This is a genomic window from Paenibacillus sp. An7 (assembly GCF_009870785.1).
Lineage (GTDB): Bacteria > Bacillota > Bacilli > Paenibacillales > Paenibacillaceae > Paenibacillus.
Genome location: NZ_WTWX01000001.1, coordinates 297,917 through 319,986, shown reverse-complemented (window position 1 = coordinate 319,986; position 22,070 = coordinate 297,917). Strand labels below are relative to the sequence as shown.

19 protein-coding genes are annotated in these 22,070 nt (G+C 42.8%); 12 read left to right on the top strand and 7 right to left on the bottom strand.

Annotated features, from left to right (window positions below; genetic code table 11):
* Positions 1–60: 60 nt before the first annotated feature.
* Positions 61–1,266, top strand: coding sequence for an acetyl-CoA C-acyltransferase (locus tag GQY27_RS01360; protein ID WP_160031717.1), 1,206 nt, complete (start codon positions 61–63; stop codon positions 1,264–1,266).
* Between the two features lie 375 nt (positions 1,267–1,641).
* Here GQY27_RS01360 and GQY27_RS01355 read toward each other — a convergent pair whose 3' ends face one another.
* Complete coding sequence (locus tag GQY27_RS01355; protein WP_160031716.1) at positions 1,642–1,818, bottom strand: hypothetical protein; 177 nt, start codon at positions 1,816–1,818, stop codon at positions 1,642–1,644.
* Between the two features lie 147 nt (positions 1,819–1,965).
* On the opposite strand from GQY27_RS01355, the gene GQY27_RS01350 reads away from it, so the two are divergent.
* From GQY27_RS01350 to GQY27_RS01335, 4 genes are all read left to right on the top strand, one after another.
* Positions 1,966–3,756 (top strand): acyl-CoA dehydrogenase FadE, encoded by a 1,791-nt coding sequence (locus tag GQY27_RS01350; RefSeq protein ID WP_160031715.1) that lies wholly within the window; start codon positions 1,966–1,968, stop codon positions 3,754–3,756.
* Positions 3,757–3,844: 88 nt separating this feature from the next.
* Positions 3,845–5,521 carry a long-chain-fatty-acid--CoA ligase gene (locus GQY27_RS01345; RefSeq protein ID WP_160031714.1) on the top strand — a complete coding sequence of 559 codons (1,677 nt, stop codon included), beginning with the start codon at positions 3,845–3,847 and terminating at the stop codon, positions 5,519–5,521.
* Positions 5,522–5,562: 41 nt separating this feature from the next.
* A complete protein-coding gene (locus GQY27_RS01340; protein ID WP_160031713.1) occupies positions 5,563–5,976 on the top strand; it encodes a PaaI family thioesterase in 414 nt (137 codons plus the stop codon).
* Between the two features lie 191 nt (positions 5,977–6,167).
* Entirely contained in the window at positions 6,168–7,286 is a 1,119-nt protein-coding gene (locus GQY27_RS01335) for a WD40/YVTN/BNR-like repeat-containing protein (RefSeq protein WP_160031712.1), read from the top strand.
* Positions 7,287–7,402: 116 nt separating this feature from the next.
* Here GQY27_RS01335 and GQY27_RS01330 read toward each other — a convergent pair whose 3' ends face one another.
* Positions 7,403–7,951: a recombinase family protein gene (locus GQY27_RS01330; RefSeq protein WP_160031711.1), complete on the bottom strand. Its 549-nt coding sequence runs from the start codon at positions 7,949–7,951 to the stop codon at positions 7,403–7,405.
* A 144-nt stretch (positions 7,952–8,095) separates the two neighbouring features.
* Here GQY27_RS01330 and GQY27_RS01325 point away from each other — a divergent pair, with 144 nt between their 5' ends.
* From GQY27_RS01325 to GQY27_RS01310, 4 genes are all read left to right on the top strand, one after another.
* Positions 8,096–9,559: a SulP family inorganic anion transporter gene (locus GQY27_RS01325; protein WP_160031710.1), complete on the top strand. Its 1,464-nt coding sequence runs from the start codon at positions 8,096–8,098 to the stop codon at positions 9,557–9,559.
* Between the two features lie 73 nt (positions 9,560–9,632).
* Positions 9,633–10,028, top strand: a complete 396-nt coding sequence (locus GQY27_RS01320; RefSeq protein WP_160031709.1) for a hypothetical protein — start codon at positions 9,633–9,635, stop codon at positions 10,026–10,028.
* A gap of 157 nt (positions 10,029–10,185) precedes the next feature.
* Positions 10,186–10,731 carry a PadR family transcriptional regulator gene (locus GQY27_RS01315; RefSeq protein ID WP_160031708.1) on the top strand — a complete coding sequence of 182 codons (546 nt, stop codon included), beginning with the start codon at positions 10,186–10,188 and terminating at the stop codon, positions 10,729–10,731.
* A 63-nt stretch (positions 10,732–10,794) separates the two neighbouring features.
* Positions 10,795–12,306 carry an MDR family MFS transporter gene (locus tag GQY27_RS01310; RefSeq protein ID WP_160031707.1) on the top strand — a complete coding sequence of 504 codons (1,512 nt, stop codon included), beginning with the start codon at positions 10,795–10,797 and terminating at the stop codon, positions 12,304–12,306.
* A gap of 104 nt (positions 12,307–12,410) precedes the next feature.
* Here the strand turns inward: GQY27_RS01310 and GQY27_RS01305 are convergent, their stop codons facing one another.
* The 5 genes from GQY27_RS01305 to GQY27_RS01285 form a co-directional block, all read right to left on the bottom strand.
* Positions 12,411–13,232: an SPL family radical SAM protein gene (locus tag GQY27_RS01305; RefSeq protein WP_160031706.1), complete on the bottom strand. Its 822-nt coding sequence runs from the start codon at positions 13,230–13,232 to the stop codon at positions 12,411–12,413.
* A gap of 174 nt (positions 13,233–13,406) precedes the next feature.
* Complete coding sequence (locus GQY27_RS01300) at positions 13,407–14,108, bottom strand: ABC transporter ATP-binding protein (protein WP_160031705.1); 702 nt, start codon at positions 14,106–14,108, stop codon at positions 13,407–13,409.
* The gene (locus GQY27_RS01295; RefSeq protein ID WP_160031704.1) at positions 14,108–15,208 is read right to left on the bottom strand and encodes an ABC transporter permease; all 1,101 of its coding nucleotides are present in this window, start codon (positions 15,206–15,208) and stop codon (positions 14,108–14,110) included. Before GQY27_RS01295 ends, GQY27_RS01300 begins: the two co-directional genes overlap by 1 nt.
* Before the next feature lie 269 nt (positions 15,209–15,477).
* The gene (locus tag GQY27_RS01290; RefSeq protein WP_160031703.1) at positions 15,478–16,866 is read right to left on the bottom strand and encodes a sensor histidine kinase; all 1,389 of its coding nucleotides are present in this window, start codon (positions 16,864–16,866) and stop codon (positions 15,478–15,480) included.
* Complete coding sequence (locus tag GQY27_RS01285) at positions 16,863–17,540, bottom strand: response regulator transcription factor (protein ID WP_160031702.1); 678 nt, start codon at positions 17,538–17,540, stop codon at positions 16,863–16,865. Before GQY27_RS01285 ends, GQY27_RS01290 begins: the two co-directional genes overlap by 4 nt.
* 158 nt (positions 17,541–17,698) lie before the next feature.
* Between GQY27_RS01285 and GQY27_RS01280 the strand changes: the two genes are divergently transcribed.
* The 3 genes from GQY27_RS01280 to GQY27_RS01270 all read left to right on the top strand — a co-directional run bounded on the left by GQY27_RS01280 (position 17,699) and on the right by GQY27_RS01270 (position 22,057).
* The gene (locus GQY27_RS01280) at positions 17,699–18,565 is read left to right on the top strand and encodes an aldo/keto reductase (protein WP_442950868.1); all 867 of its coding nucleotides are present in this window, start codon (positions 17,699–17,701) and stop codon (positions 18,563–18,565) included.
* 119 nt (positions 18,566–18,684) lie between these two features.
* Complete coding sequence (locus GQY27_RS01275) at positions 18,685–19,866, top strand: NupC/NupG family nucleoside CNT transporter (protein ID WP_160031700.1); 1,182 nt, start codon at positions 18,685–18,687, stop codon at positions 19,864–19,866.
* A gap of 154 nt (positions 19,867–20,020) precedes the next feature.
* Positions 20,021–22,057, top strand: a complete 2,037-nt coding sequence (locus GQY27_RS01270) for a catalase (protein WP_160031699.1) — start codon at positions 20,021–20,023, stop codon at positions 22,055–22,057.
* Positions 22,058–22,070 lie beyond the last annotated feature (13 nt).

Genomic DNA, 22,070 nt, shown 5'->3' with positions numbered 1-22,070 from the left:
TTAATGAGTCGTAAAATTGATTCAACAAGTCCTTTAATCCAAAAAGATGAGGTGAAAATCATGAGAGAAGCCGTGATTGTATCGCTGGCTCGGACTGCGATCGGGAAAGCGAAGAAGGGGAGTCTCGCGCAGACGAGAGTAGAGGATTTAGGAAAAGCGGTACTCGAAGCCGTGATTGACCGTGCACCGGGACTGCAAAAAGAAGACGTGGACGATATTATCCTTGGTTGTGCAATGCCAGAGGGCGAGCAAGGTTTAAATGTAGCAAGGATTATTTCGCTATATGCAGGGTACCCAGTTACGGTTCCTGCGCTGACGGTCAATCGCTTCTGTTCTTCTGGCTTACAAGCCATTTCTTTTGCAGCAGAGCGCATTATGCTTGGGCACGCAGATGTTATCATTGCTGGCGGTGTAGAAAGCATGAGTCATGTACCCATGACCGGATTCAAACCTGCCCCGCACCACCGAATTGTGGAAGAAAAGCCGGAAGTGTACATGGGCATGGGGCATACGGCGGAAGAGGTTGCACGAAGATTCGGTGTGGACCGCGAAGCACAGGATGCCTTTGCAGTAGGAAGTCACCGCAAAGCTGCAGCAGCGATCGCGTCCGGTAAATTCCGAGAAGAAATCGTACCTGTCACTGCAGCCGCCACTTCAGTAGACGAACAAGGAAGAGTGCGGAGCCGTACGTTCACATTTGATACCGATGAAGGAGTACGTGAAGATACTTCAATGGAAGGACTCGGTCGTCTCAGACCTGCATTTTCCATCAAAGGTACGGTAACGGCAGGGAATGCTTCCCAGACCAGTGACGGAGCAGCAGCCGTTGCGGTGATGAGCCGGGAAAAAGCGCAGGAACTTGGACTTACACCGCTTGCTACTTTCCGTTCATTTGCCCTTGCCGGGGTGGAGCCGGAGGTCATGGGAGTAGGTCCCGTCGAAGCAATTCCCAAGGCACTTAAAATGGCAGGAATCGAAAAAGACGATGTAAACCTTTTTGAAATTAACGAAGCTTTTGCATCGCAATGCCTTCATATCATTCGAGCTTTAGACCTCGATGAGAACAAGGTGAATGTGAATGGAGGGGCAATTGCCCTGGGTCACCCATTAGGCTGTACTGGGGCCAAACTTACAGTCAGCTTGATCTCCGAACTGGCTAGGCGGGGAGGAGGTTACGGTGTAGTAAGTATGTGTATCGGCGGAGGGATGGGAGCCGCCGGGGTGTTTGAAGTCCATGCACAGAAACAGTTCAGTATGGGGTATTGAGTTACTGAATGCTACTCGCGTACCCGCTTTTTCATGTCTAACATCCCAATCTAAGGGAGTTACTTCCTTAGATTGGGATGCAGTGAGCCGACATAGAGCTTAAAAATTCGTGCTGGAAGCAAAACTGGAAGCGAAACGAGCCCAAGCTGATCCTTACCTCATTACTCACACTCGCACTTGCACTCATACTCGCACTTGCATTCGCACTCACACTCATATTCGCACTTGCACTCACACTCACATTCGTACTCGTTCTTGCACTCGAACTTACACTCGAACTTATACTCAAACTCTCACTCGTACTTGAACTCGCACTAAATAGGTCACTTTACCCAGGGCAGTTTCAAGGGGAGAAACCTTGAAACTCGCCCCTGCCTACACCAAATTTGTGTAGGAGCAGTATTTCTCTGTAAGCGGTACCCAACCCAGCTTGCGTAGAAAGCGGAATCGTCCTGAAGAAGCGAAGCGCTCGCCTTTGAATCTGGATTTCACTCTTACCTCATTCCATCCAAGAAATCCAGATTCAACAGCGATCGTAAGGATGATCCGCATTCGAAGCACCACCCAGCAATGCTCAATGGATCCGCATTCGAAGCACCACCTAGCGATGCTCAATGGATCCGCATTCGAAGCACCGTCTAACGATACTCAGCCAAACCTGATTCACCACAAATCCCCTTCCGGAAGGAGTTACCCCCCATGACTGACAACCAAACCAAAGAACCGAAAATTAAAGGCGGAAGTTTTATCATCGATAACGTAGATCTGAATCGCATCGTAACCCCCGAGGATTTTACCGAAGAACACCGGATGATTGGAGAAACGGTTCGTGATTTTATTGATGGCGAAGTCATTCCTAAAGATGAGGAACTAGAGAAACTAAATTATGAGTTGACCGTAGAGCTGCTTCAAAAAGCAGGAGAGCTTGGACTTCTCGGAGCAGATGTTCCTGAGATTTTTGGAGGAATTGGGCTGGATAAAGTAAGCTCAACAATCATTACCGAGTATTTTTCCAAAAGTTCAGGGTTTGCCCTTTCCTTCGGTGCTCATGTAGGAATTGGAACGCTGCCTATTGTTTACTTTGGTACAGCAGAGCAAAAACATAAATATTTACCCGATTTAGCAAGCGGAGCGAAAATCGCAGCATACTGTCTGACCGAGCCAACATCTGGTTCAGATGCTCTGGCTGCAAAAACAACAGCTCGTCTCTCCGAGGATGGAGAGCACTATATTTTGAATGGATCAAAACTATATATCACGAATGCGGGATTTGCGGATATTTTCATTGTCTATGCGAAGGTGGATGGAGAGCATTTCACTGCTTTTATTGTAGAGAAAGAGATGGAAGGATTTACGATCGGGCCGGAGGAAAAGAAAATGGGAATCAAAAGTTCCTCTACACGTCCGCTCTTTTTTGAAGATGTGAAAGTCCCCAAAGAAAATGTACTCGGAGAGATTGGGAAAGGTCACCGAATTGCTTTTAATATTCTTAACATCGGTCGGTATAAACTTGCGGCAGGTACCGTGGGTGCATCAAAAGAATCAATAGAACTCAGTGCCAAGTATGCGAATACGCGTAAACAATTTGAAACACCGATCTCGAGCTTCCCGCTTATACGTAAAAAACTGGCTGAAATGAATATCATTACTTTTGTGATGGAAAGTATGGTGTACCGTACAGCAGGGCTGCTCGATGAAGCGCTCGCAGACATTGATTACAATCATCCCGATGCAGGTGTTCACTCCGCAAACGCAATTTCGGATTATGCCATTGAATGCTCGATCAATAAAGTATTTTCTTCAGAAGGCCTCGATTTTATTGCAGATGAAGGAGTCCAGATTCATGGAGGGTATGGATACATTCAGGAATATAAAATTGAACGAATCTACCGAGATTCCCGTATTAATCGAATTTTTGAAGGGACGAATGAAATTAACCGGCTCCTTATACCCGGTACCTTAGTGAAAAAAGTGTTAAAAGGGGAAATTGCTCTTCTGCAAAAAGCACAAGGTCTGCAAGGTGAACTGCTGCAAATGGTTCCGGCTCAGGAATATGAAGGAGTGCTCGGACAAGAGGAACACATTCTGGATATGGTGAAGAAAATATTCCTGCTCGCAGGCGGATATGCGGTACAGAAACTAGGTACCAGACTAGAGAAGGAACAAGAGATTTTGTCCAATCTAGCGGATATTTTAATTGATGTATTTGCACTGGAGAGTGCGCTGCTTCGTACAAAGAAACAACTAGCCCGCGTATCTGAAGAAAAAGTCTTGAACATGGTGGAGATGACGAAAGTGTATGCTTATGAAGCGCTGCAAAGAGCGGAAGCTAGCGCCAAGGAAACACTCACCTCTCTTGAGTCCGGCGATCTGCTCCGTATGCAGTTATCTGTGCTGAAAAAGCTGACAAAATTAAGTCCCGTAGACAAGGTAGCACTAAAACGGAGCATTGCTGCTAGGGTGGTAACAAACGAACGTTATACCGTATAACTGCGCATTATATTTGCTAGATATAAAATCGTTTTGGATGAGGAGTAGGTCAGCAGGAAGCATTCCGAGAGGAAAGGATTGATATTCGATGAATGCAAAGCCCTGGCTTCCGTATTACCCGACCGAAGTGGCCCCTAGTTTTGATTATCCGAAGCAGAATCTGGCGCAGTTTCTGATCAGCTCGGCTGGGCAGTACCCGAACCGGCCAGCTATGTACTTTATGGGAAAGACCATTCGTTATAAAAAGCTGCTGGAGTCTGCTTACCGTATGGCAAATACGCTGAAAAGCAAAGGACTTAAGAAGGGGGATCGGGTGGCGATTATGCTGCCCAATTGTCCCCAGGTTGTAATTTCCTATTATGGAACTCTCCTTGCAGGAGGCATCGTTGTAATGACGAATCCGCTCTATGTAGAGCGGGAACTGGCATATCAATTGCAGGATTCAGGGGCGAAGATCATGATTACCCTGGACCAATTTTATTCAAAAGTTCAGAGTGTTGCTGAGGAGACGATGATTGAGCATACGATTGTTACGGCTATCCCTGATTACTTGCCTTTTATCAAAAAAATACTGTATCCCTTCGTCGCAAAAAAACAAGGACCGCTGCCACAAATTGAATACAGCCAATCGGTCCATTCGTTTACCGCACTTCTTGCTTCAGCGGACGATGCACCTTGCTGTGAAAAGGTGAATGCAGACCATGACTTAGCATTATTACAGTACACCGGCGGGACGACAGGTGTTCCCAAAGGGGTCATGTTAACCCACACAAATCTCATCGCAAACACGATCCAATCCGCCAATTGGTGTTATCAAGTGAAGAATGGCAAAGAACGATATTTAGCTGTACTGCCTTGTTTTCATGTGTTTGGGCTTACCACACTTCTTGGCCAAGGGGTCTACCGTGCAGGAATGCTGATCCTCATACCTAAATTCGATCCAAATTCCCTTCTCAAAATCATCGATAAGAAAAAACCAACCCTTTTTCCAGGAGCACCGACGATGTATATTGCCCTTATTAATCATCCTAAGATAAAAGAGTACGACTTATCCTCGATTAATGCCTGTATCAGCGGCTCATCTGCGCTTCCGCTTGAAGTGCAAGATCGTTTTGAGGAGCTGACAAAAGGAAAATTAATCGAAGGTTACGGACTTACCGAAACTTCGCCTGTAACGCATGTAAATCCGATATGGGGAAGAAGAAAGATAGGAACGATTGGTATTCCGGTTCCTGACACGGAAGCGAAAGTGGTGAATCCAGTAACAGGTGAAGAAGTTCTGCCGGGGGAAGCAGGGGAACTCATTGTCAAAGGACCGCAGGTGATGAAGGGATATTGGAATAGGCCAGAGGAAACCTTTGATACGATACGAAACGGCTGGTTATTTACCGGTGACATGGCAACTATGGATGAGGAAGGCTACTTTTCGATTATTGACCGGAAAAAAGATATGATTATTGCAAGCGGCTTCAATATTTATCCGCGTGAAATTGAAGAAGTTCTTTACGAACATCCAGCAGTAAAAGAGGCTGTTGTAATAGGAATAAAAGACGCATACCGCGGTGAAACAGTGAAAGCCTATATTGTCCTTAAGGATGGAAAGGCGCCTGATCCAAAAGATATAGAACTGTTCTGTCGTTCCCAGCTTGCAGCTTATAAAGTGCCTAAACACTATGTATTCCGTGAATCACTCCCGAAGACTCTTGTAGGGAAAGTGTTGCGCCGTAAATTACTTGAGGAAGAGGAAGAAACTCCGGCAGGTTGAAAGTTTGCCGCTTGCCCGGATAGAGAAGGAGGCTCTTTTTGATGGAGAGCATGGAAGGAAAGCAGTATCTTGAGTCATTATCGAAGGCAGCGGAACACACGTTTTGGGGATATCTGGGATGTGAGCTTACATCCATTCAAACAGATGAAGTGGTGGTTACACTTGATACGAAGCCGCACCATTTGAATCTCATGGGAATTGTTCATGGGGGAGTTCTTTCTTCCCTCATGGATAACGCAATGGGGATTGCGGTCATGGTAAGGCGTCCCGGCGAAGCTTCAGTGACGAGTAATCTGAATGTACATTTCGTGAAACCAGCAAAAAAAGGCCCACTTACCGTTACTGCAAAAATAGTTCATGAAACCGGCAGATCGCTAACGACCGAATCACGAGTGGTAGATCGTGACCATGAACTGGTTGCCCTAAGTACGGGATCATTTCGGATCATAAAATAGATAGAAGCCTGAACCAGGGCAAAGAAGATAGTTTATTTAGCTGATACAACTGAGGCGAACCACCAAAGGTTCGTCTGTTTTTATGACTTCACTCTTATATGATTATGATTACATATGCGTAGATGGTTTAATTAGATCATAGGGGAAACCATATAGACAAAAATCCGTTAAGAAGACAGGAGGCACGACCAATGAGAATAAAAAAAATCACAAAAGGAATAGCAGCACTTGCAATGACTGCCGCATTAGTAGCGGGCGTAATTCCAGCAGAGGCCGCACCTGGATCAGCGAATGAATTGTTAGGTAACAAGCCAGCAGGTTCGGATTATTTTCAGATTAGTGATATTCAGTTCTTAGGCGGGACTACTGGGAGAGCAGCTGGAAACGGGTTTATGATTGGTACTTCAAACTCCGGAAACGATTGGCAATCGATCTATATAGGGACATGGCAATTCACACAGCTGGATTTCATTAATAACACAACCGGATGGATGCTCGCGAAATCCGCGGTGAATGGTCCGAATGCTCTGCTCTATACGAAAGACGGTGGCACGACACTGACCAAAATGAAAACGGGATCAATGAATCTTGAACGGATCTCCTTTAAGAACAAAAACGTAGGTTTTGGTTACTCTCGGGCATTTACCTACAAAACAGCAGATGGCGGACACCACTGGACGAAAATAAAAACACCAGCGAATACGAGATATGCTGATTTCACTAATGAGCAGAATGGATATGCACTTGTCGTGGTTCCTGGTTTCGGATACAAGATTCATAAAACAACGGATGGAGGCAAGAAATGGCGCTCTATTTTATCCGTCCCTTCAAAAGGTATTAGCGGCGGGGAAATTGCGGCAGATAGAAATCAAGTGTGGATAAGACTTAACGGTGGAACGGGAATGTCACAACAATCGTATGCGCTGTACTCTTCAAAAAATAACGGAGAAAGTTGGACGAAAGTAATCAGCCAAAATACAGCAGGCGGAGGTGAAGCACCTGGGAATTCAGCAGGCATGGTGCTCGAAGGACCCGCTTCCCCAGGTGGTCATCCTGGAAACCTATCGATCGCACAAGGCATCGTTTACCTTGGGGGATTCTCCCCGGCAGGTGAGAAGATTGGAGTAGGACGCTCCGATAATGGAGGCCAAACTTGGACTAACATGCCGCCGATCACCGGTTTCGAAAACGATATTGATTTTATTGATGGGAAAATAGGCTGGATGGCGGATACCAGTTCAGAAGGGGCTATTTATCTGACCAAAGACGGAGGGAAAACCTGGACACAGAAGCTGAAGATCAATAAGTAGTACTCTTAATAAATAGGTATTGATCGATTGAAAAAAGAGCTTTTCTGCCTGTGCGTTAAGGCTGAATTGCTCTTTTTCTTGTTTCTTGTACCTGAATTTGATTAATCCTCAGATTATTAATTTTCAGAGTCCAAATAACGGTACAGCGTCGATTTGCTGATCCCTGTTTCCTCGCGAATCTGGGCGAGACTATACTTATTACTCTGATACATAACAATCGCTCTTTTTACATTATCATCGGCTTTACGAGGCCGTCCGGGGTGATTGCCTTTCTGTTTTGCTTCATAAAGTCCTTTTTTCGTCTTTTCACTAATGACATCACTCTGAAAATCCACTAGATGTTTGACGATTTCAGGAAAAGGATACCCTTCGGATTTACTCGTATCAATGCCTTCTGCATATGAGAAGAGATGAGCTTGTTTCTCTTCCAGCTTTTGTAGTAGTTCTACAAGATGCCTGGTCGAATCGGCAAGTGCAAACAATTTGTATACAACAACGATATCGCCTTTGCTGAGTTCATTCATTAATTGTTCAAGTTCATATCTTCTTTTAGCGGATGCATGTTCTTCTATAACAATTTTATCACAGGACAACGGATCCAAAGCACGAGTCTGCATGCTCAGTTCCTTGTCATCCTGATAGGGTCTCATATATCCGATGCGCATAGGTTTTTCTCCTAAACTATACTTTTACTCGTAATCATAACATACTTCAGAGTATCAAAAAGGTTCCATTTAGGAACGATTCGTGATACACTCATGGAAAAATACTACATGATTTATATCATAATGAAAAGGTGTGGAGTTAAGTTGGTGGAACGGTTAAAATGCAACTGGTTTTTTAATGTACGGGCAGATATATTATCAGGTATGGTTGTTGCGCTGGCGCTGATCCCAGAAGCGATTGCTTTTTCCCTGATCGCAGGTGTAAGTCCGATGGTTGGTCTTTATGCATCTTTCTGTATAGCCATTATTATTTCATTTGCAGGAGGAAGACCGGCTATGATTTCAGCCGCAACCGGAGCCATGGCACTCGTGCTCGCCCCGCTTGTAAGAGATCATGGGATTGAGTATATGATTGCGGCTACGATATTAACCGGAGTTATTCAGTTTCTATTAGGTACTTTCAAGGTTGCTCGCCTAATGAAATTTATACCGAGGGCGGTTATGATCGGTTTTGTCAATTCCCTCGCTATTCTTATCTTTATGGCGCAGGTCCCCTATTTTTTAGGGAAATCACCCATGACCTTTGTTTTTCTAGGAATTACATTATTGATACTCATCTTCGTTCCAAGGTATGTAAAAGTGGTCCCGGCTCCTTTAATTGCGATTGTTGTCCTTACGATTGTTTCTACAGTAGCGGGTGTACACCTTCAAACGGTAGGAGATATGGGCACAATTACAAAAACTCTTCCCAATTTATTGATTCCTAATGTTCCTCTGACACTACATACGCTGCAGGTCATTTTACCTTATTCCTTTGCACTGGCACTTGTCGGTTTATTAGAGTCACTGCTGACTTCTTCTATTATTGATGACATGACAGATACAGAAAGTGATAAGAACAGAGAAGCAAGAGGACAAGGCATCGCGAACTTCATCAACGGATTCTTTGGCGGCATGGCAGGGTGTGCGATGATTGGTCAATCGGTCATTAATGTGAAATCAGGAGGCAGAAGCAGGTTATCTACCCTCGTAGCTGGACTTTTCTTAATGTTCCTCATTCTAGTTCTTGGCGATTTTGTTGTCCTTATGCCCATGCCGGTATTAGCGGGAATTATGATCATGGTATGTGTGGGCACTTTTGACTGGACTTCCTTTCGTTATTTGAAAAAAGCTCCACGAGGAGATGCATTTGTCATGCTTATGACGGTGATGATCGTGGTAGCGACTCATGATTTATCGAAAGGTGTGATTGCAGGGGTCATACTGAGTTCCATCTTCTTTGTTGCCAAGATTTCTAAACTTACCGTAACAAGTGAGAAGAAAGAGAATAAGCAAGTGTTTTATGTCAAAGGACAGTTGTTCTTTGCTTCCACTCAAAGTTTTGAAAGAGCGTTCGATACATCGGTTCAAGAACAGCATATCGTCATTGATTTTTCGGATTCGCACATTTGGGATGATTCGGCTGTAGGAGCGATTGATAAAATCAAGCTAAAATATACAGAGAATCATAATGAAGTTACCATGATGGGACTAAACGACTCTAGTCAGAAAATACTGCATCAGCTAGCTGTTATTCCTGAAAACACAGCGAACAGTGTAAGTTCGTAACCTATCCATGTGTGAACCGTCTGTTTAAATATTCATGATCATAACCCAATCAAGGGATAAAGGTAGGATCTATATGAAAAAAACAAAATACATTCCAGCTTTATTGCTGTTACTTATTGGATCATTATTTCTAAATATTTTTCTCTATCAGTCCCATAAAAATGAACAACATTTATTTCAGGAAAATCTCAATCAAAGAATAAGCAGTGAGCTTACTTTTTTTGCTTCTCAACTAGAAGAGGGGAAAATCCCGAATACTTCTCTGTTAAATTCTGCCTCCATTATCGATACTTTATCGTACTATTCTGATCTTGAAATAAGCTCTAATTTAGCATATCTCTTACAAGAGAAGATAGGAAATGATCAAACTTTAAAAGATACAGATAAACTTAAAGAAAAGATTAAGAGCATACAAGAAGCCCCGAATCAAGAGAAAATAGTTGAACTGGGTATACTTCTTAAACAATAAGATACAGGCCGATCTGTTTATAAAAACAGTCGGTTTTTTTATGTTCATTGGGATATTGATTTTTATATCGCTGCGATATATTATAATATAGTCTTATATCACCACGATATATTTGAACGGTAATGTACTCCATTATCAGAAAAGGAGGATATGAATTTTGTATGAGCTATTTGTTCTGGGTGAGCTAATGGATAGACCTATGCATGGATACTTGCTACATCATATCCTATCCAGAATTATAGGTCCGGTAAGACAAGTTAGTTGGGGAGTGCTATATCCACTTATTCAAAGACTTGAAAAAGAGAATTTGATTCAAATGTCTGGGAAAGATGGGAATAGAAAGATTTATTGTATTACAGAAGCAGGTAAAGGACAGTTTTTTCATTTAATGGGTGAGAAAACTACGTACAATTCGGATACAAAAGATTATTTTGATATCAAATTCGCAAATCTTCATCATGTTTCTAAGGAGCAGCAGGTACAGATTTACGAGGATTATCGCGAGTATCTAGGTTATCTTCAAGAACATAATGATCTCGGAGAGCAGATCGTGATGAAAATTCCTGTGACGAGTGAGAATGAGCGAAAAAGCATCCAAAGGACGCTACATCACCGATCACACTTCGTGAGTTCAGAGATCTCTTGGCTTGAAGATCAGCTAAGGGAATTACAGGACGAGGAAGAGAGCGAAGATAAAAAATAATCTAAATAATGATTTATGTTTATTGCAATCTAATTTAATAGATATGTAAATGGAGATGAGAAAATGAATAAGAATCGTGCCGCCACGTTTGTAACGGTCGGACTTTTGCTCGGGATTTTTGCTTCCGCTATCGACAACACGATTGTTGCAACGGCAATGGGAACCATTGTAGGCGATCTGGGTAACTTTGACCAGTTCATCTGGGTAACTGCTGCTTATATGGTGGCGATGATGGCAGGGATGCCGATTTACGGTAAACTGTCTGACATGTATGGAAGAAAACGATTTTTCTTATTTGGGTTAACCGTGTTTATTATTGGTTCAGCCCTTTGCGGGTTGTCACAAACGATGGGGCAGCTTATTGCTTTTCGGGTCATTCAGGGGATTGGCGGCGGGGCTCTTATGCCTATCGCATTTACCATTATCTTTGATCTGTTTCCCGTTGAAAAACGAGGCAAAATGACCGGTTTGTTAGGTGCAGTATTTGGATTATCAAGTGTAGTAGGGCCGCTATTAGGTGCCTTCTTGACAGATGCTTTAACTTGGCACTGGATTTTCTTTGTGAATTTACCGATCGGTGCCGTATCGATCTTCTTCATTGCTAAATATTATAAAGAAACAATGGAACACAAGAAGCAGAAGATTGACTGGGCGGGTGCTTTTACCCTTGTACTGGCTATTGTATGCCTTATGTTTGCCCTGGAGCTCGGCGGAGATCCATACGCTTGGAATTCGGCCATCATACTTACGCTTCTTTCCGTAGCCATCGTATCCCTGATCGTGTTCATTATTGTTGAGACAAAAGCAGAGGAACCCATTATACCTTTCTGGATGTTTAAAAAGCGCTTGTTTGCCACCTCACAAGCACTTGCTTTTATTTACGGCGGAACATTTATCATTCTTTCCGTGTTTATACCGATCTTTGTGCAAGCTGTGTACGGCGGTTCTGCAACCAACGCAGGAGTTGTACTGATGCCGATGGTTATCGGGACAGTCATTGGCAGTATGATCAGCGGAATTACTCAGACCAAGATCCGTTTTCGTTCCCTGATGATTGTGTCTGTATTTAGTTTCCTCGCAGGTATGATCTTACTGTCAACGATGACACCTGAGACTTCAAGAATCATTTTAACGTTATACATGTTTATTGCTGGTTTTGGTGTTGGGTTCTCCTTTTCACTGTTGCCAACAGCTTCTATCAACAAACTTCCTACACGCTTCCGCGGAACGGCGAACTCGACAAGCTCGTTCCTTCGATCCTTTGGGATGACCGTGGGCTTAACCATCTTTGGTACACTCCAGACGAATACCTTTACCAAACGTCTAACTGACGCTTTTGGGGGAGCGAGCGGCAGCTTTGCTGGAGGTATGGATACGAGAGAAATCTTTACTCCTCAGGGACGTGAAAAAATACCACCAGAGGTTCTAAGCAAAATTACGCAAGCGATGTCGGACTCCATTACACATGTATTCCAGATTGCTATTATCCCAATTGCGATTGCTGTAGTTATCGTGTTCCTCATGGGACCAGAGCGTGCGCAGTCTAGTGAAGCAGAATTGAATGAGTCTGTCTAATGATTACGGATGTCAACTGAATATTCATAGAAAGATGAAGACCATGAGAAGATATACCTCTCATGGTCTTTATTTATGGAACTATAGAATTCTTCTATTATAGATTAGAAAGGAGCAAATCCTTCCTGGCTGATTCGGACCTGCTGTTCGGGATAAACTTCACACATCCGGCGAGCCACCACTTGATAGGCTTCGGGATGATACCAATCACCATATCCTAGTTCTTCGTATTTATCTCGTATGCCTAGTTGCTGCGTTCGTCTGCCATGGGCTCCGTCTCCCATGAAAAAATCATCAATGCATATGAGGTCTACCACAGGACGAAGAAGTTCGGGAAATGCTTCACTGCTAGGCAGTACGGGGGCGATGGCAACCTGTGCAGGGATTCCAGCTTCGCGCAGCTTGCGAAGTGTTTGTATACGAGCCTGAATAGGAGGGGCAGAGGGAGAGAAATGGGTGCGAATCTCATCAAGATCGGTTTCTACCGTCATACTTACCCGGACCCGATTGCCCAGTTTTTGAAGAAGATCCATATCTCTTTTAACGAGTGGACTTCGGGTTTGTACCAGCAGAAAATCGGGCTGAACCTCTGTCATAACTTCCAGTAAAGAACGGGTAATTTCTTCTTTATATTCGGCAGGTTGATAGGGGTCCGTACTTGAAGACATAAAGATCGTAACCGGACCCTTTTTCTTTTCTCTTAATAGCTCTTTGTGCAGCAATGCTGCACTGTCTTTCTTAATGTCCACCCAAGTTCCCCATTCTTTTCCTCGGAATAATGAAACGGGCATCTTCCGAACGTAACAATAGGAACAGCCAAAAGTACAGCCCGTATATGGGTTAAGGGAATGGGAGTATCCAGCTAGAAAACCAGTGCCCTTATTTAGTAAAGTTTTAGGTTGTTTATATTCATAATCTATATTCATAGGTAAAATCCCTTCAAGAAGAGTTATGTCTTTTCTCATTATTTTACACGGTTTACATCCAATAATCGAATGTGCGAACAGGCATCGAATGTTCGAGCAGACACCTAAGGAAGTTGAAAAGTAGATATCAAAAAAAGCAGCGACCCTATGAATAAGGCTGCTGCTTTTCATCATTTAATGCTGGAATACAGGCTGTTCCGTGAGTACGCCATCTTCCATATATACGACCCGATCACAGAGATCGAGCATCCGGGTATCATGGGTAACCATGATTGCCGCTTTCTTTCTTTCTTTTACTTCTTGTGAGAGCATTTCAACAACTGCTCGGCCCCGTTCTGAATCAAGACTTGCGGTTGGTTCATCGGCCAGCAGAATTTCTGGATCATTCATCCAGGCTCTAGCAATCGCAACACGCTGACGTTCACCGCCCGAGAGGTTCTCTGGATAAGCATGGGCTCGGTGACTCAGCCCAAGTCTGCTTAGCATTTCATCCGATTTTTGGTTTGCTTGTTTGCCTTTCTTACCAGACAGTTCAGCGATTAAAAGGAGCTGATCCTTCACCGTCAGATAAGGGATGAGGTTGGCCGATTGAAATACAAATCCGATTTTATCAAGACGTATTTCATTCATTTGCTTCTCTGAGAATTGACTCAGGTCTTGTCCGCCAATGATAATACGTCCGCTGGAAGGCGCAAGCAGTGCGCCGGCAACAGAGAGAAAGGTGCTTTTCCCGGAACCGGATGGACCGACTAGGGCTACAAATTCACCGGCCTTTACATTCAAGGTTACATTCTTCAGCACTTTAATAGAAGAGTCGCCGTCACCAAATGTTTTTGTAATATTTTCGAGTTGTAATTTAAGATTTGCTGTGTTCATTAAGCAGCCCTCCCTATAGCTTCAATCGCATCAATTTTAGCAACCCGGTACACGGACAGTAGGGAACCAAGGATCGATACGACGATAAATAGAATCGAACAAAGAGCAACCAGTGATGGACTGAGGTCAAATGGCATACTTGCCGGAAGAATGGATGCGACACCATAAGTCAGCAGGATGCTCAAGACGAGACTGACCATCGTGATGATTAAAATTTGGGACATTACATTACGCACCAGATAACTGTTTTTTGCGCCGATGGCTTTGAGTACACCGAATTGATTCATCTTTTGAATGGTAATCACGTAGAAGAATACGGCCAGAACAAAGGCAGCAATGACAAATAAGAAGGCAATCATCATGAGAAGCGAGCCGCTTTCTTCTTTATACCCCGGAATTCCAGCTAACGTGTCATCTTTGGCGAAGACTTCAATACCACTGATCTGACTGACTTCGTCAGCAATGGCATCTGTTGTTTTTAAAGCAATCGCGTTAAAATGGTAAATCTCACTATCCGGATCTGCATCATGAAGTGCAAACCATCCTGCCATATTTATGTGGAGAACGGGAGTATGGCTGTAGGATTGACCTTCTGTAAAACCGATAATCGTAAACGATTTGCCTGAGGATTGATCCTGGATTCGGTCGCCAACCGCAAATCCATCCTCCTTCAGAGAAATATCAGCGACTACTTCATCCGCTGCTTTATTATCGATCATTGAACCCTCTACAACGGTCGGAGCGATAAAGCTGTCCTTATCAATGGCAAAGAAGGAAGCATCAATCTTGGTGCTTGTCCCTTCCTTGGTTAACGTACTCATCTGCAGACCGAGAGGGGTAGCCCCTTCATCCCCTGTGATGCTCTTAACTTGGTCTAGTGTTTCACTTGATAATACAGAACGATTTATTTTGAGTTCGGATTCATTCTGCATCACAATGTAATCTGCGTCCATATTTTGCAGTGACGATACGTTGTCATTACTGAGACCTTTGGCAAGACCCGTAACAAACAAGACGAGCCAGGCAATGAGAACCATAATGAGACCGATCAGCAGATAGCGTAATTTGGCGTGTTTCATTTCTCGTAAAGCTAAAAACATACGATTCAACCCCATTTCATAAGCGTTTCTATATTTTTCATTTCCTATCCACTGCTTAAGTATCGGGCTGAAATATGAACGGAGGATGAACAGCATATTACAAATGAAACATATACGAATCAATTTCATAATACCTTTAGTTGCTTTAATCAGGGGTATATATAGATCAAAATGGTTTTGTTTGTCTATATATAGTTACAAATTCATCATTTTAATGAGTTATGAAATTGATTTATACATATGGGACATATAAAAAACTCCCCAGGTTTTCACTTAGGGGAGGAGATCGGGATCCTTATTTGAATGCATGTGCCTTTTCTTAGTTCACTATGAACCGTAATCTGTCCATCGTGCATATCAATAATTCGCTTTACAATGGCGAGTCCAAGACCACTGCTTCCTTCGCTGCGATTTCGAACTTTATCGGTTTTATAGAATCGATTGAAGATATAAGGGAGGTCTTCTTCCTTAATCCCTATGCCGGTGTCTTCAATTTCGATCAGATGATGGTTATCTTCCTCTTCAAGCCGAATACGAATCGTCCCTCCGGGTTCAGTGAACTTAATGCTGTTTGTAATGAGATTAACCCATACTTGATACATCCATTTTGGATCTGCATAGATTTGTGCGGAAGAAAGCTGCAGATCTAGAGCAATTTCTTTTTCCCGCCAGTTCCACTCCAGCATATACACAACCTGTTTTATCTGATCTTTGGCTGAATAAAGCTGCTTATCAATGATGGATTCTTCTTTATCCAGTGAGGCTAGAGTAAGCAGTTGTTTACTTAATTGAGATAATCTTCGGCTCTCATCAGAGATAACATCAAGGTAATGCAAGCGCTCCTCTTCCGTTAACTGATTTGATTTCAAGCGCTCCGAGAATCCTTGGATTGAAGTAAGGGGGGATTGGATTTCATGAGAAACGTTCGAGACAAACTCTTGCCGCATGGATTCGAGTTGTTCTAAGCTTTTTGCCATCTGTGAAAAATGATTAGCCAGCTTCCCAATCTCATCTCGTCTTCGGTCATTTAACTTAATGTGATAATTGCCTTTGGCAATTTGTTTGGTTGCTTCCGTTAAGCGAGTGACGGGCTTCACAATATATCTCGTGCTAATGAAGACAAGTATAATGCTGATTAGTGTCGTCAGAACAAGAAGTAAGGCGAAGAAAATACGAAGTTCTCCAAACTGCAGCTCTACATTAGGACGAACAAAAAGAGCGTGCGTCTCCCCATTAACGGTAATAGGCATCCCAATTGAGTTATCCAGTGAATTGTCAAAAAAACCTGTAATGAATAGTTTTGCAGGAAAGTCGGCAATGCCGTGATATACTTGTCCGCTGAGCACCTGGCGAATAACATCTGCCTCTAAATTTTTCTTGCGAAAATCTCCGCCATAAAAAGTTCCTTGTTCCGGTGAACCTGCTAGATAGATTTGATACCCTAAATCTCCGATACTGTTCAGATAAGCAGATAAGTTCACTTCCGGGTTTTCTTTATAGAACTGAATAATATCGTTTGTCATGTCTGTCATCTTTTCATCGTTATAAGGCTTTAAATTATACTGGTAGTAAGTATTAGAGATGACAAAAGCCAGCAGACTGCTGAGCAGCATGACTAAGGCAGTCGTAAGTACAATACGAAGATACAGTGTTTTCAAGGTGAGCAAACCTCCAGTTTATAACCAATTCCGCGAATTGTTTTAATGACAAAGTCATCGCTTCGATGTTGGAATCGCTCTCTAAGACGTTTAATATGTACATCAACTGTACGATCATCACCCCTAAAATCGGCTCCCCATACGAGATGAATTAATTCTTCTCTGGAATAGATTCGGTCTGGGTAACTGGCGAGCTGGGATAATAACTCAAATTCTTTCATGGGAAGCATTAATAACTGGTCATCACAGTACACTTCATAGCTGTCTCGATCAATGATCGTTCTTCCGAGTGTAATCTTTTGAGAATTCACCATTCGGTAACGTCGTAACAGTGCTTTGATTCGAAAAATAAGTTCTTTTGGCTCAAACGGTTTGGTTACATAATCATCCGTTCCTAGCTCATATCCTTTTTCCTTATCAATCAACTGATCTTTCGCAGTCAGCAAAATGACAGGGATATCATAATACTTGCGGATTTCCTCAACCAGCTCATACCCATCTTTTCCAGGCATCATGATGTCAATGACCGCAAGATGAATTTGTTCCGTAGATAGAAGAGAGGAAGCCATATTGCCGTCAGCCGCTTCGTATACAGTGTATCCTTCTGCAGATAGATAAAAATGGACGAGTTCGCGGATATGTGCGTCATCATCAGCAACTAAAATGTGGATCATAAAAGTTCATACCTTTCTTTATTGTTAAAACTTTGAAATAGAAGGATATAACGCACAAATTAAAGGTTAATGTACAGTAAACCATGCTATTCAACAAATTATCTTATACCCCGAACCGCAGAAAGGCAAATAAACACATAATAATGAATAAAGAAGGGATGAAGAATATGATGAAACAACCCACCGTTACACTTCCAGATGGAACACAGCTTCCAGCGATTGGACAAGGAACATGGCATATTGGGGATGACCCAAGCAAAAGAATGGAGGAGATAGCAGCTCTTCGGCTGGGTGTAGAACTCGGGATGAAAGTGATTGACACCGCCGAAATGTATGGGGAAGGTTTATCAGAGGAACTGGTCGGTGAAGCGATTCACGGAATCAGAGACGAAGTGTTTCTTGTATCTAAAGTATACCCCCATAATGCAGGGAAAAACCGAATCATTACAAGCTGCGAACAAAGTCTTAGAAGACTAAAAACAGATCACCTGGATCTATATTTATTACACTGGAGAGGCGACATTCCACTCGCAGAAACCATACAAGGGATGCAACGACTCGTCCACGAAGGAAAGATTGACCGCTGGGGCGTCTCGAACCTGGATAAGGACGATATGGAAGAATTAATGCAGCTGGATAAAGGGAACAGGTGCATGGTTAATCAGGTGCTGTACCATCTGGGATCGAGAGGAATTGAAGTCGATTTATTACCGTGGCAGGAAAAACATCAGATGCCAATCATGGCGTATTCACCTCTTGCTCAAGGAGGAAGTCTTAGGAAAGAGTTAGTGCAACACGAGACGGTGATTAATGTAGCCGAAAAACACGGCATTACTCCCTATCAATTACTGCTAGCCTGGACACTCCGCTCGGGCAATGTTCTATCGTTGCCTAAATCCTCAAGTGAAAAGCATGTTAAAGAAAATGCATTCGTATATGAAGTGGTTCTCTCTGCGGAAGATCTTACACAACTGGATGAGGCTTTTCCCGCACCTAAGAACAAGGTTCCGCTTGATATTGTATAAAAATTAGAATAAACAAGCCCCGATTAGATCACCATACACTATGTAATCGTGAAATGGTTTTACATGAGACGCCATTACCCAATGGTGATAACACTTGGATCAAAAGGGGCTTGATATTCATGTCAGTTTTCATTGGTATTGTAGGAATACTCTTGTTGCTTGGTGTATGTTATTTACTGAGCAACGATAAAAAGAATATCAATTTTAAGGCGATTGTTGTCCTGTTTGTAGTTCAATTGGCAGTGACCTTAATTATGTTTAAAACGACATTTGGGAATACCATTGTGGAAGCCATTTCGAATGGGGTTTCTCATGTGCTTATGTATGGACATGAAGGAATTCGCTTTATTCTAGGCGATTTAGTTCCGGCAGATGGCAGCATATTCTTCTTTAATGTTCTTTTGCTGATTATTTTCACGTCCACACTGCTATCCATTCTTACCTATATTCGAATATTGCCCATAGCAATCAAGTACATAGGTGGTGGTCTGGCCAGAATTACCGGATTATCAAAAGTAGTAACTTTCAATAGTGTGAATAGTATTTTCTTTGGTCAGTCCGAGGCGTTTCTTGCGATTAAATCTCATCTTGATAAAATGAATCGCAATAAGTTATTCGTTGTATCGACCGTGGCGATGGCGAGTGTCTCTGCTTCGATTATGGGGGCTTATATGACCATGATTCCTCCTCAGTACGTGCTGGTTGCAATGCTGCTTAATGCACTATCAGGGCTCATTATTACGACCTTTATGGCACCAACGAAGGAAGTAGAAGAGGAAGTCATTAATATCAAGGACGCTACCAATTCAAAATCTTTATTCGAAGCCATATCCGCTGGCGCACTGGACGGAGGAAAAATTGCGCTGATTGTAGCAGCGATGCTAGTTGCGTATGTAGGTCTCATTGCTCTTGTAGACGGCTTATTAGTTTCTCTGATTGGCCTTTCTTTTACCCAGATTTTAGGTTATATATTTAGCCCAATCGCTCTAATCATGGGAGTTCCATCGAATGAAATTACAACTGCAGGCACGATTATGGGAACGAAGCTCGCAACGAACGAATTTGTAGCGATGTTGGAGTTTCAACCTTTGATTCCGGAGCTATCCGCAAAAACGGTAGCGATTGTGTCTTCGTTCCTCGTTTCTTTTGCAAACTTCAGTTCGATTGGGATCATCTCGGGTTCTATCCAAGCATTAAATGGGGAAAAAGCAAAGATAGTCGCAACATTTGGACTTAAAATGCTGCTTGCTGCTACCTTTGTTTCCATTCTGACGGCTACGGTTGTTGGGTTGTTTGTTTAAAAGCTCCCAGGACCAATGAAAGGATACCTTAATGACGGAGACAACGTGTCTTCGTCTTTTTATTTTCGGTAAGCAAAGGAAGAAGAGAAGGAAATCTAAGCTTTAGTAATGAAACTGTTCCCGTCATCGTAAGTATAATGATGAGGTGATCACATTGAATGAAAAGTTTAAGAATGAAAATAAAAAAACAGAACAATTAAAAGTCTTTACACGGGATAATGAAGGTAAGCCGCTTACTTCAAATGAGGGAATTAAGATTTCAGATGATGAAAATTCGCTAAAAGCGGGAGACCGCGGACCTACCCTGCTCGAAGACTTTTTATTTCGGGAGAAGCTTGCTCATTTTGATCGTGAGCGAATTCCCGAACGTGTTGTTCATGCCCGGGGATACGGAGCACATGGTATTTTTCAGGTATATGAATCTCAAGAAGAATTAACAATGGCTCATTTTCTGCAAGATCCCAGCTTAAAAACGCCTGTGTTTCTAAGGTTTTCACAAGTTGCAGGATCGAGAGGAGCGAATGAGACAGACCGTGATGTGCGCGGCTTTGCAACTAAATTTTATACAGAAGAGGGAAACTTTGATCTTGTAGGCAACAATATACCCATCTTTTTTATTCAGGATAGTATTAAATTCCCTGATCTGATCCATGCAGTGAAGCCAGAACCTGATAATGAAATTCCACAAGGACAGACCGCACATGATACGTTCTGGGATTTTATTACTTCGAATCAAGAGTCGGCAGCAATGACCCTCTGGATTATGTCAGATCGAACGATTCCTCGCAGTTTCCGCATGATGGAAGGGTTTGGAGTACATACGTTTCGGCTCGTTAACAAACATGGAAAATCACGATTTGTGAAATTCCACTGGAAGCCTATGCTGGGAGTTCACTCTCTTTTATGGGATGAGGCTCAGAAGATAGGCGGTGTTGACCCTGACTTCCATCGCAGAGACTTGTGGGAGAACATTGAAGCAGGTAATTACCCGGAATGGGAACTAGGCGTTCAGGTCATTGAAGAAGAAGATGAGTTTAAATTCACCTTTGATATCCTTGACGCTACTAAACTGTGGCCTGAGGAGCTCATTCCAGTCCGTAAAATCGGGAAAATGACGCTGAATCGAAATGTAGATAATGTGTTTGCAGAAACAGAGCAGATTGCTTTACACCCGGGGAATATTGTCCGCGGAATTGATTTTACGAACGACCCCTTATTACAAGGCAGATTATTCTCCTACACAGATACACAACTTTATCGTGTCGGCACAAATTATCAGCAGCTTCCGATCAATCGACCGGTTTGTCCTGTTCATAATAACCAAAGAGATGGTAGTGCCAGGTATGTAATCGACCAAGGAAAAGTAGCCTATCATAAAAATTCACTCGCGAATAATACTCCCTACACCGTTCCTGGGACAAAAGGCGGATTTGTAACTTACCCTTCATTAGTACATGGATATGAAGTAAGAGCTACCGCTCCTAGTTTTGAAGATCATTTCTCACAAGCAAAATTATTTTGGAACAGTATGAGTCCCGTAGAAAAACATCATATTATTGACGCTTACTCTTTTGAACTTGGAAAAGTGAACTCGATTGAAATTCGGCAAAAACTAGTGAACATGCTAGCTCATATTGATCGGGTACTGGCAGCACGCGTGGGAGAAAATTTAACTTTACAACCGGCAGATGTTCCTGAATCTACAGTGACTGAATCGAGCCCTGCACTGAGTATGAAGAACACTCGTTATCTTCCGAATACCTTAAAAGTAGGTGTGCTCGTTGATGAAGGGTTTGCAGGTGGAGAAACAAGAGAAGTATTAGAAATGCTAATTCATAATGGATTGAAACCAGTGATCATCAGTGTAAGAAATGGCATGATTCGTGATGATAAGGGAGACCAGTGGGTAGTCAATGCAAGTTTTTTAACGACATCTCCTGTACTCTATGACGGTCTTTACCTAGTAGGAAGTGAGAATGCTGATCCGTATTTTAATAACCGGGCGAGGGCATTTATTGTGGAATCGTATAATCATTTTAAACCGATTGGAAGTACATTATTAGGCGAGAAGTTACTTAAGGAACTCGGCATCGTCGGTAAACCAGGCGTAGTTACTGACCATTCACCAAAAGTTTTTGCAAAAGAATTTACCGAAGCCATGGCAAAACAGCGCTTCTGGGATCGTTACTAAGCTCATTTTTTAA